The sequence below is a fragment of the Erythrobacter sp. S249 genome (genome assembly GCF_057364975.1).
Genome location: NZ_CP200287.1, coordinates 1031663 through 1042957 on the forward strand (window position 1 = coordinate 1031663; position 11295 = coordinate 1042957).

The 11295-nt window shown below is 59.1% G+C and carries 12 protein-coding genes; 10 read left to right on the top strand and 2 right to left on the bottom strand.

The annotated features are described in order from the left end of the window. Positions 1 to 11: 11 nt before the first annotated feature. Genes bchL through hemA form a run of 10 tightly spaced genes read left to right on the top strand, consistent with a single transcriptional unit; the run spans position 12 to position 8352 of the window. Complete coding sequence (gene bchL / locus AC0V6V_RS05005) at positions 12 to 908, top strand: ferredoxin:protochlorophyllide reductase (ATP-dependent) iron-sulfur ATP-binding protein (protein ID WP_486139600.1); 897 nt, start codon at positions 12 to 14, stop codon at positions 906 to 908. Continuing rightward, a complete protein-coding gene (gene bchM, locus AC0V6V_RS05010; RefSeq protein ID WP_486166046.1) occupies positions 908 to 1609 on the top strand; it encodes a magnesium protoporphyrin IX methyltransferase in 702 nt (233 codons plus the stop codon). Before bchL ends, bchM begins: the two co-directional genes overlap by 1 nt. Next, positions 1609 to 3033, top strand: a complete 1425-nt coding sequence (locus tag AC0V6V_RS05015) for a BCD family MFS transporter (protein WP_486164336.1) — start codon at positions 1609 to 1611, stop codon at positions 3031 to 3033. Before bchM ends, AC0V6V_RS05015 begins: the two co-directional genes overlap by 1 nt. A gap of 22 nt (positions 3034 to 3055) precedes the next feature. Then, positions 3056 to 3844, top strand: coding sequence for a photosynthetic reaction center subunit H (gene puhA / locus AC0V6V_RS05020; RefSeq protein WP_486164337.1), 789 nt, complete (start codon positions 3056 to 3058; stop codon positions 3842 to 3844). After that, on the top strand, positions 3841 to 4485 hold the full coding sequence (gene puhB, locus AC0V6V_RS05025) for a photosynthetic complex putative assembly protein PuhB (protein WP_486164338.1): 645 nt from the start codon (positions 3841 to 3843) through the stop codon (positions 4483 to 4485). Before puhA ends, puhB begins: the two co-directional genes overlap by 4 nt. Beyond that, complete coding sequence (puhC, locus tag AC0V6V_RS05030) at positions 4482 to 4967, top strand: photosynthetic complex assembly protein PuhC (protein WP_486164339.1); 486 nt, start codon at positions 4482 to 4484, stop codon at positions 4965 to 4967. The genes puhB and puhC overlap by 4 nt, the downstream gene beginning before the upstream one ends. Next, complete coding sequence (locus AC0V6V_RS05035; protein WP_486164340.1) at positions 4967 to 5254, top strand: hypothetical protein; 288 nt, start codon at positions 4967 to 4969, stop codon at positions 5252 to 5254. Before puhC ends, AC0V6V_RS05035 begins: the two co-directional genes overlap by 1 nt. Further along, positions 5251 to 6312, top strand: a complete 1062-nt coding sequence (gene acsF / locus AC0V6V_RS05040) for a magnesium-protoporphyrin IX monomethyl ester (oxidative) cyclase (protein ID WP_486164341.1) — start codon at positions 5251 to 5253, stop codon at positions 6310 to 6312. The genes AC0V6V_RS05035 and acsF overlap by 4 nt, the downstream gene beginning before the upstream one ends. Continuing rightward, entirely contained in the window at positions 6306 to 7142 is an 837-nt protein-coding gene (gene puhE / locus AC0V6V_RS05045) for a putative photosynthetic complex assembly protein PuhE (protein ID WP_486164342.1), read from the top strand. Before acsF ends, puhE begins: the two co-directional genes overlap by 7 nt. Next, entirely contained in the window at positions 7132 to 8352 is a 1221-nt protein-coding gene (gene hemA, locus AC0V6V_RS05050) for a 5-aminolevulinate synthase (RefSeq protein WP_486164343.1), read from the top strand. The genes puhE and hemA overlap by 11 nt, the downstream gene beginning before the upstream one ends. Before the next feature lie 154 nt (positions 8353 to 8506). Here hemA and AC0V6V_RS05055 read toward each other — a convergent pair whose 3' ends face one another. Together AC0V6V_RS05055 and AC0V6V_RS05060 are read right to left on the bottom strand one after the other, a co-directional pair. Next, positions 8507 to 9001, bottom strand: coding sequence for a c-type cytochrome (locus tag AC0V6V_RS05055; protein ID WP_486164344.1), 495 nt, complete (start codon positions 8999 to 9001; stop codon positions 8507 to 8509). Between the two features lie 210 nt (positions 9002 to 9211). Further along, positions 9212 to 11290 carry a glycoside hydrolase family 97 protein gene (locus tag AC0V6V_RS05060; protein WP_486164345.1) on the bottom strand — a complete coding sequence of 693 codons (2079 nt, stop codon included), beginning with the start codon at positions 11288 to 11290 and terminating at the stop codon, positions 9212 to 9214. Positions 11291 to 11295 lie beyond the last annotated feature (5 nt).

Sequence of the window (11295 nt, forward strand, 5' to 3'; positions counted from 1 at the left end):
AAGAGAACGCTATGAACCTGATGGATCCAAAGACCCGTTTCAGCGCACCCGATGGCGAAGGCTCTGTGCAGGTGGCGCTCGACCCGCAAGATCAGATCAAGGGCGCGAAAGTGTTTGCGGTCTATGGCAAGGGCGGAATCGGCAAATCGACGACCTCCTCCAACCTGTCGGCAGCCTTTTCAAAGCTCGGGCACCGGGTGCTGCAAATCGGCTGTGACCCCAAGCATGACAGTACGTTTACGCTGACCAAGAAGCTGATGCCGACTGTCATCGACGTGCTTGAGACGGTCGAATTTCATTCCGAAGAATTGCGGCCCGAAGATTACATGTTCGAAGGCTACAATGGCGTGATGTGCGTTGAAGCGGGCGGACCGCCAGCGGGCACGGGCTGCGGCGGATATGTCGTTGGACAAACCGTCAAATTGCTCAAACAGCACCATCTGCTCGAAGACACTGACGTGGTGATCTTTGATGTGCTGGGCGATGTTGTATGCGGCGGCTTTGCCGCACCGCTGCAACATGCCGAGCGAGCTGTGGTGGTCGCAGCAAATGATTTCGACAGCATCTTTGCGATGAACCGCATTGTCGCCGCCATCGCCGCCAAATCGAAGAATTACGACGTGCGGCTGGCTGGAGTAATTGCCAACCGCAGCCGCGAGACGGACGAGATTGACAGGTTCTGTGACCAAATCGGCATGGAACGGCTAGCGCACTTCCGCGACGTTGATGCGATCCGCCGCTCGCGTCTCAAGAAATGCACTCTGTTTGAGATGGAGGACAGCCCGGAAGTTCAGCAGGCTCAAGACGAATATATGCGCCTTGCCGCGATGCTGTGGGCCGGGGTTGAGCCATCAACGGCTCAGCCGATGAAAGACCGCGATATCTTTGACTTCTTGGGGTTTGAATGATGGCAACACGCTCACCCTCTTCCTACGATGCGCACCGCGACCAACTGGCGACTTACTTCGACAGCACCGCGCGTAAGGCTTGGATCGACCTCACCTCTGACGCAAAGGTCAGCGGCATTCGCGCGACCGTGCGAGCGGGACGCGATGAAATGCGCGCCACTCTGCTCAGTTGGCTGCCAGCCGATCTGCGTCGCACCGCCGTTTTGGACGCAGGCTGCGGCACGGGCGCGCTCAGCATTGATGCCGCCTGCCGCGGCGCTGAGGTGACCGGAATTGATGTCGCCGCAGGTCTGGTTGAGGTCGCGCGCGAGCGCACGCCATCCTTTATCGGCCACGGCCGCATCCGCTGGCGCTCTGGTGATATGCTGGACCCCGCGCTGGGCGAATTTTCCCATGTCGTCGCCATGGACTCGCTGATCCACTATCCCTTGAGCGATCTTGTCTCGGCGCTGGAGCAGCTGGGCGAGCAATGCGGCACTTCGCTGCTCTTTACCTTTGCCCCGCACACGCCGCTGCTCGGCGCGATGCACAAGGCGGGCAAGTTCTTCCCGAAGAGCGACCGTTCACCGGCGATTGTCCCGATCAATGAAGAGGAACTGCGCGCCAGCCTAAGCCGCCTGAATGGTTGGCATGTCGGGCGCACACACAGGGTTTCCTCCGGCTTCTACACCTCGCAAGCAATGGAGCTCGTCAGGGCATAATGGCCGGCACCGCCTCTTCTGTCAAATGGATCCAAGCCGCCGCTGGATGGCTTCCGTTCGCAGATGCGGCGAGCGCAGACCTGCCTCTACCTCGCCTGCTGCGCCTGGCTCTGTTCCAGGTGAGCGTCGGCATGGCGATGGTCTTACTCAACGGCACGCTCAACCGGGTGCTGATCGTGGAGCTGAATGCCCCGGCATGGCTAATCGCCGTGCTGATCGCGGTGCCATTGCTGATCGCGCCATTCCGCGCTCTCATCGGCCACCGTTCTGACACTCACCGCTCGGTCCTTGGCTGGCGGCGCGTACCCTACATCTGGTTTGGCACTATGATGCAGTTCGGCGGTCTGGCGATCATGCCATTTGCTTTGCTGCTGCTCGGGCGGGAAGACACCTTTACCCTTGGCATCATCAGCTCGGCGGCCGCATTCCTGCTGACCGGCGGCGGCATTCATACGACGCAAACTGCTGGCCTCGCCTTGGCGACCGATCTTGCGCCGGAGGACAAACGCCCACGCGCGGTTGCTCTGCTTTATGTCATGCTGCTGATCGGCATGATGTTCTCCGCCTTTGCGATTGGCGGCTTCTTGATCGATTTTACTGCGACCCGGCTTGTCCAGGTCATCCAAGGCGCGGCGGTCCTGACCCTCGTGCTCAATGTCATCGCTTTGTGGAAGCAGGAAGCGCGCAACAAAGAGCTGACTGCGCCGAGCCGCGAGACGCCCGCCTTTGGAACTTTGTGGCGCGCCTTCATCAATGATGGTCGCAACGCCCGGCTCCTCACCGCAATCGGCATCGGCGCAGCAGGCTTTGCGATGCAAGACGCTCTGCTAGAGCCTTATGGCGGCGAAATTCTCGGACTCTCTGTTGGCGCGACCACGGGCCTTACCGGAGCATGGGCAGCGGGCGCATTGCTCGGTTTCCTGCTTTCTGGCCGCTCGCTTACCAAAGGCGGCGATCCTTTGCGCATCGCTGGCATGGGTTTGGTCGCCGGGGTCACTGCATTCCTGCTGATCCTGTTTGCGGCTCCGTTCAATTCGGTCGCCATGCTGTTTGGCGGCGCGACCGCAATCGGGCTTGGTCTAGGCCTGTTTTCGGTCGGAACTTTGATCGAGGCGATGAGCATCGCCAAGCGCGAAACCGCTGGGCTGGCGCTCGGCGTATGGGGCGCAGTTCAGGCAAGCTGTGCAGGCCTCGCCATTGCGCTGGGCGGCGTCATTCGTGACGGCGTATCGAGCGTTGCCATGGCCGGTGATCTGGCCCCAGGTCTGGCCACCAGAGCCAGCGGATACACCACAGTTTACTGCATCGAGATTGTACTTTTGCTGGCGGGCTTGATCGCCCTCGGCCCACTGGTGGGCCGTCACCGCAAATCTGGGAGCGACGATGCACCAGTCCCCTTTGGACTGCGCGAGTTCCCAACCTGAGTGTGAATGAGAGGAGTGTGAGATGAACGCAACATACATAGTGGGCACGCTTGACGTGGCGGAATTGGTCTTCCTGCTCTTCGTGCTCTTTTTCATCGGTCTAGTCATTTATCTGAACCGCGAAAGCCGCCGCGAAGGCTATCCACTTGAAGATGAGTGGACCGGCAAAGTGCTGGGGGCGCCGCTAACTGATGGCGATAAGAAGGTCTTCAAGCTCCCGCACGGTCAAGGCGAATACATCCCAGAAGACGTGCCGCGCGATCCAGTTGATGTGCCAGCAAAACGCACCTTTGGCGCCGCTGGCGCGCCCTATGTGCCCGAAGGCGATGCCATGAAATCCGGCATGGGTCCGGGCGCATATGCGAAACGTTCAACCAATCCAGACCTGACCATTGATGGCCGCCCGCGGATCGTTCCGATTGGCGACAGCCACGAGATCGAAATCGCGCCAAACGACGCTGATCCTGTGGGTCTGCCGGTCTATGACGCGAATAAGAAACTGGCGGGCAAGATCAGCGATGTCTGGGTTGACCAGTCGGAGCACATCATCCGCTATCTCGAGGTGACGACGAATTCCGGCAAGAAAGTGCTGGCTCCAATGTTCTTCGCAAAAGTGCAAGGGAAAGGTCTGCTCTTCGGCGATAAGACCCCGCTGATCGATATCGACGCGATCACAGCAGAGCAGTTTGAGGACGTGCCTCAGCTTGCAACGCCGGGCCAAATCACTCGCGACGAAGAAGAACGCGTGATGGCTTACTATGGCGGCGGCTATCTCTACGCCACGCCAGAGCGTCAGGAACCGATCCTATGACACAGGAAAACGCTCCGCAATTTCCTGATGCGCAAGGCGATCCGCTGGGTACGCCAGCGGATGATGAAACGGTGCTGTGGCAAGGACGGCCCAATACGGCTGTGCTCGCCCGCACCGCGTTTCACACCTACTCTATGGCGATCTATTTTGCCGCTCTGGCAGCGCTCGCAGTGGCTCTGGGCCGCTATGATGCAGCGACATTTGTGGCTGTGTTTGGCGCGGGCGTCATCGCGCTCTTCTATGCCGCAGCATGGCTGACGGTGCGCAACACGCTCTACATCCTCACCGATGCGCGCCTGATCATGCGGGTCGGCATGGCCGTGGACAAGCGGATCAATGTCCCGTTGAAGAAAGTGACGGCGGCGCATTTCGCGGATCGCGGCAAAGGCTACGGCGACATTGCCTTGGAGCTCGGCGATAAGACTGTGCTTGGTTACCTGCTGCTGTGGCCGCATGCGCGCCCATGGCACATTTCTCATCCTCAGCCGATGCTGCGCGCCCTGCCAGATGCGCAGGCCGTGGCTCAGCATCTCGCGAGTGCCAGCGCTCAGTTCAATGCAATTGAACGCGGTGATTTCGAAGCCGGGACGGCGGGCGCTCAAACCGCATCAAACGCTGGCTTTGCCGGAGCCAGCGCATGAGCGCTCATTACGAATATGACCACGAGCACGGTGAAGTGCACAAAGCCCCGGTGATCGCGATGGCTGTGGTCGCTCTGGTCACTGTCGTACTTGCCGCCTCGGTCAGCCTTGGCTTTGTCGACAAGCTATCCGTGCCTAGCGAAGCGCGCGCCGCGCAAGGCACCGCCGCCGTGTCAGAACGCGCGCTGAGGTTCTTTGACGAAGAAAGTGGCGCGGTGCGAATAGAAGACGCTGCCACTGGCGAGGCGATTGCTCGTTTTGAGCCGGGCACTGGCGGCTTTGTTCGCTCCACCGTTCGCAGCCTCGCGCATTCACGCCGCATTCGCGGGATCGGGGCAGAGGCACCATTTGCGCTCACCCTGTGGGAGAATAACTCGCTCTCACTGCGCGATGACACCACCGGAAAGAGCGTGGAGCTCGGTTCATTTGGCGCGACCAACCGCGCCGTTTTCGCAGCATTGCTAAAGAGGGATCAAAGCTAATGCCAACACGTACGTTCGAGACGCCGTGCCGAATATCGGTGGAGCAAAGCTCCGATCATTTTCACGCTCATGTCGAGCTGGAGGGCAATCTTGCGATTGAACCCGGCGACAAAGTGCGCGTGCATGGCGACCCGATCCAGATCCCCTTTGGCCACAGCGCCGTTTACGAACGCGCCGCAACCGTGACGCGCGCCGGCCCATTCGACCGGGCGATCACGCGTCTCGCGGCCTATTTCGATCTCAAGGAACTCTACGAAGTCAGCTTCAATCCAGGGAGGATCAAATGAACGCGCACGCCCCGATAACCAGCGAAGACGCGATGGAGATCGCCACCCAGGACACCATTCTCACCCCGCGTTTTTATACTACGGATTTTGATGCATTGGACGCGATTGATGTGTCGCTGGTGCGCGAGGAATGGGACCAGCTGATCGCCGATATGGTGGGCGATCCCAACAAGACGCACTTTAAACACAACGACAGTTTCACTGGCGTGATCGAAAACCTGGAGCCGGAACTGCGCGCCGAGTTCACCGACTTTCTGGTCAGCTCGATGACGTCTGAGTTCTCCGGCTGCATCCTCTATGCCGAGATCGCTCGGCGCACGAAAAACCCCGATGTGAAGCAGCTGTTCAAACTGCTGGCTCGTGATGAAAGCCGCCATGCAGGCTTCATCAACGAAAGCCTCAAAGATGCAGGGATCGGGGTTGATCTAAGCTTTCTGACCAAGACCAAGAAATACACTTACTTCAAACCGAAGTTCATTTGGTACGCGGTCTATCTGTCCGAAAAGATCGGCTATGCGCGCTACATCACGATTTACCGGCATCTCGCCGCCAATCCGGAGAAGAAATTTCATCCGATTTTCGATTGGTTCGAGGAATGGTGTAATGATGAGTTTCGCCATGGCGAAGCATTCGCAATGCTGATGCATGCCGATCCGAAGCTGCTGAAAGGCTATAACAAGCTGTGGATCCGCTTCTTCCTGCTGTCCGTCTATGCGACCATGTATGTGCGCGACCATGCGCGCCCTGTGTTTCACAAGGCGCTGGGCGTTGACCCGACCGAATATGATTACAAGGTCTTCAAGGTCTGCAATCAGATCAGCCGCCAGGTTTTCCCAGTTGAGCTCGACATTGATGATCCGAAATTCCGCGCCAATATGGAGGCCCTGCGCCAGGCAGCCTTGCGGATCGAAGATGGCAAAGCGCAGGGCGGCATTGGCGGCTTAGCTAAGCGGATAAGCGGCGTCGCAGGCGCTGGCTGGAACTTCGCCAAGATGTATTTCCGTCGCACCAAATCGAATGAGCTGCCTCAGACCATCCGGCTACAACCTGCGTGGTAAGTTGGAGCGGACATATTGTCCCCATCGCGGTGACGATTGCGATCTGGTTTTTCGCAACCGGGCTGATTGCCTGGGCGGATAATCGCGGCCGCGAGACATTCTTCACCAGCCTGATGATCGCAGGCGCAGTGGGGATTGCGGGATTAATCGCGATCCTGATTTCCGCGCAGGCCGCCAGCGTTGGCGGGGTATATCTCGCCTTTGCCGGTGCGCTAATGGTGTGGGCCTGGCACGAGGTGGGCTTTCTCACCGGCGCGGTTGCTGGCCCTCGGCGGGAGGCCTGCCCAAAGGATGCGCGCGGGCTCGCCCGCTTTACGCAAGCGAGCGCAACTGTTCTGCACCACGAGATTGCGCTGGCGCTGACCGCTCTGATGCTGATTTCGCTAAGCTGGAACGCCGCCAACCAAATCGGCGCGACCGTGTTTACTTTGCTGTTCTTCATGCGGCTGTCGACCAAGCTCAACATGTATGTTGGCGTGCCCAACACCAGCCTGGAAATCCTGCCGCCGCACCTCGACTATCTTAAGAGCTACTTCGGGCCGAACCGCCTCAACGCCATGCTTGTCCTATCGACCATTGCGATTGTCGCGGTGGCCGCTTGGTTCGGTACCTTGGCCGCCGCGGCGCCTGTCGGTAGCGCCGAAATGGTCGGCGCGAGCCTGCTGTTCGCGCTGTGCCTGCTCGGCGCGCTTGAGCACGTTTTTCTGGCACTGCCATTCCGCGATGGCGCCCTGTGGGGTTGGGCCTTGCCCCGCCGCAGCGCCGCTGTCGCCACATCAAATCACGATCAAAGCACAATCAAGACAGAGGGATCAGCCCATGGATTATGAAGCCTATTTCAAGGACGAGCTGGACAGCGTTCGCGAAGAGGGCCGCTACCGGGTGTTTACCGATATCAAGCGGCATCGCGGCTCATTCCCCCATGCAACCCGTTTTGTCGGCGAAGAGACGCAGCCGGTAACGGTATGGTGTTCCAATGATTACCTCGGCATGGGGCAGCACCAGACTGTAATCGACGCCATGCATGACACGCTGGAAGAATGCGGCGCGGGTGCGGGCGGCACGCGCAATATCTCTGGCACCAATCACCACCATGTCTTGCTCGAACAAGAGCTGGCGGACCTTCACGGTAAAGAAGCCGCGCTGCTGTTCACCAGCGGATATGTCTCCAACTGGGCGGGCCTTGGCACCTTGGCGAGCCGCATTCCCGGATGCGTCGTGTTCTCCGATGCGCTCAACCATGCGAGCATGATCGAGGGCATTCGCCACAGCCGCGCGCCCTACAAAATATGGCAGCATAATGATCCGGAAGACCTCGACCGGTTGCTGAGCGATTATGGCCCCGATGTGCCCAAGCTGGTCGCGTTTGAAAGCGTTTATTCGATGGACGGCGACATCGCCCCGATCGCCGAGATCCTGGACGTCTGCGAGAAGCACGGTGCCATGACCTATATCGACGAGGTTCACGCAGTTGGCCTCTACGGTCCACGCGGCGGCGGCATCGCGGAGCGCGAAGGTCTGATGGACCGGATCGATGTGATCGAGGGTACACTCGGCAAAGCATATGGCGTCATGGGCGGATATATCGCCGCCAGCCGCAACCTTGTGGACTATGTGCGCAGCTTTGCCAGCGGCTTCATCTTCAGCACCGCCCTACCCCCAGCAGTCGCAGCGGGCGCGGCGGCCAGCATTCGCCATCTTAAACAAAGCAGTGAAGAGCGCGAGGCGCAGCGTGACCGCGTTGCCAAAGTGCGCCGCAGGCTTGATGGCATGGGCATTCCCCATCTGGCTAATCCCAGCCACATCATCCCGGTGATGGTTGGCGATGCGAGGAAGTGCAAAATGATCAGCGATTGGCTGATGGATAATCACGGCATCTATGTGCAACCGATCAATTATCCGACGGTTCCGGTCGGGACGGAGCGCCTGCGCATCACCCCATCACCCGTCCACAGCGATGATGACATCGACCGCCTGGTCGAGGCGCTGAGCGAGATTTGGTCGCAATGCGAGCTGGCCCGGATGGCATCCGCTGCTTAAGCGCATAGCCGAACAACCCGCCTTTTCCGGATGAGAGAAAAGGGCGCGCGCACCAGCCACAAACCAAACCGATTGCAGACACAAAAAAGGCGGCGTGGGAAACCACACCGCCTGTTTTGTCATCGGCAGGCTGAACGCCCGCCGCGATTAGCGATTATTCGCCGTTGGTTTGCAGATACGCGATCAAGTCAGCGCGATCTTGCGGATCTTTCACCCCTGGAAACGCCATGCGTGTGCCAGGAATAACACCCTGTGGATCTTCGAGATAGGTGAAGAGCTCTTCAGGGGTCCAGGTGATGCCGCTGTTCGCGTTTGCTTCGGTGTAGTTGAAGCCTTCAACCGATCCGGACACGCGCCCAACAATGTTGTGCAGCGATGGGCCAACGCGGTTCACGCCTTCTTCAAGCACATGGCACGAACGGCAAAGCGCGAAGACTTTTTCACCAGCTGCAGCGTCGGCTGTCAGATCAGCAAAAGCTGCGCCTGCGGCAGCTTCGGTTGCTTCTGCTGGCGCCTCAACGGGCGCCTCTACTGCTGCGGTTTCTGCTTCTGCAGGAGGCGCGCTGGCTTCATCGGTGCGGCCACCACAGGCCGAAACGGAGACAAGGCTTACCAGGGCCAATGTGCCCAGCAATGCATTACGCTTCATATTCGAACATCCTCTACAATTCAGATTGCTTCGATCCCAATGACCGTAGGCTTATACGAGAATTGGCACATTGCCTAGCTATCCCAGCCATTTAGGTGGTTTTTCCCGCTTTATCGCGGGTTTCATGCCGATCACTTGCATTTGCCTCAACCAAACCGCGCGCGCTTCGTCCAAATTCGCGCCCTGACAGCCCCCTGAGTCGCGGCGCGCTCACTCGCTGATAGGAATGAACCGGATCGCCGCCCCACCAGAGGAAGCAAGGCGGAGCGATAGCGCCTCCCCGCCAGTTACTGTGCGGCTCTCGATGACGATATCATAGGGATTTGTGTCCCAATGCGCGTCCGGCCCGTCCACATAGAATTGCGCGGTGTAGCTCTTGCCCGCTTCGAGGAAATCCGTGGGCACTTCTACCGTGCGCGGCGTGCCATCGGTGACCGCGCCGAGGAACCACTCATCCCCGCCCCGTTCTTGCCGTGCAATCGCGACATATTCGCCAACCTCGCCGGCCAACGCGATGCTTTCCTCCCAATCGGCAGGCACGTCTTTGATGAACTGAAACGCGTCCATCCGCTGCTCGTAATTCTCCGGCAAGTCGGCCGCCATTTGCAACGGCGAGTAGAGCACCACATACAACGCCAATTGCTTCGCCAGCGTTGTTTGCGGGCGGTTTGATGGATCTCCGCGCGGCATATCTTCGCGTACTGGCGGGCGCTCGTTCGGCTTTAGATCGAAGATACCCGGCGTGAAGTCCATAGGGCCAGCGAGCATCCGCGTGAATGCCAAGGTGGAGATATGCGAGGTGGGATTGGGCGGCGTGCCCCAGGCGTTAAACTCCATGCCGCGTGCACCCTCGCGCGTCATCCAATTGGGATAGGTCCGGCGCAGCCCTGTGTCCTTCACAGGCTCATGCGCATTGATCGAGATATTGCGCTTCGCCGCCGCTTTCACAGCGCGCAAATGATGGCCGACCATGAATTGGCTGTCGTGCCATTCAAATTTCCTAATGCCATTTTCATCCACGCGCGAAATATCTCCCGCATCGGCGACATAGCCGGTTTTTACCTGCGCAACGCCGACCGATTGATAGAGGTCATAGGCAGCATCCATCTGGCTTTCATAATTGGAGACATCGCCCGATGTTTCATGGTGCCCGATGATCCGCACGCCTTTGGCACGCGCATATCGGCCCAGCTCCTCCAGATCGAAATCAGGATAGGCCTCTGTAAAATTGAACAGTGCACCATTGTTGAACCAATCACCGTCCCAGCCGATGTTCCAGCCTTCGACCAGAACGCCCGCAAAACCATGCTCGGCAGCAAAGTCGATATAACGTTTGGTTTCTTCATTGGTCGCGCCGTGGATCCCATCATTGCCCCAGGTGCGCTCGTTGATGTGCATCGCCCACCAGATGCCGATATATTTGCCCGGCTCCACCCAAGAGACATCGCCAAGCTTGTTCGGCTCATTGAGGTTGAGAATGATGTCGGAATTGATCAGACCAGCGGCATCAGGCGCGATCTGAATGGTGCGCCACGGGGTATTGAAGGGCGCGCTGGTTTTCACTCGAATGCCGTCTGATCCCGGGCGCAGGCGCGCTTCAAAATTGCCCTGCCGCAAAGCCTCCAGCGACATGCCGGAATAGTTGACTAGAGCGGCTTCATGGATGCTGATGTGCACGCCCACCGGATTGCGGAATGTCACCGGCGTATGCGCATCATCGACATCGCCGGCGCGGCCAGTGCGGTAGATATATTCATAGCGGTTGAACTCGTCGCTGGGCGTATACCAAGCCTTGCTTTCTGCACCGACGCCGAACTGGGTGAGCTCGTCCATGATGTTAATCTCGCCAGCGAAGGCTTCTTGCTCTGCCAGCTCATAACGAAAGCCGAGCCCCGTATCGAACACGCGGAATCGCACAGTGATGGAGCGCGCTGGCCCTGTTTGCGCAGCGAAGGTCACGGCCAGCTCATTGTGATGATCGCGAACAAACCGGCGCTCGCCCCATGGCTGCTCCCAGGTCGCATCATGTGTGGCCGTTTGCGAGCCAGTGATTGCCAGATCGCGATCAAAACCATGATGGTCACGGAACAACATGCCGAGTTTAGAAGGCGCGATGACGCTGTGATCGCCGTGGCTCACGGCATAGGTCGCCAGCCCGCCATCATCGCTCACGGTCAAAGTGATCGCGCCATCGGGCGAGGTAGCAGTGAGGGTCTCCGCGCGCAGCGGCAGCGCGATAGCGAGCGAGGCGGCGAGAAAAGCGACAATCGCGCCCATTCGTTTTAGCATATTGC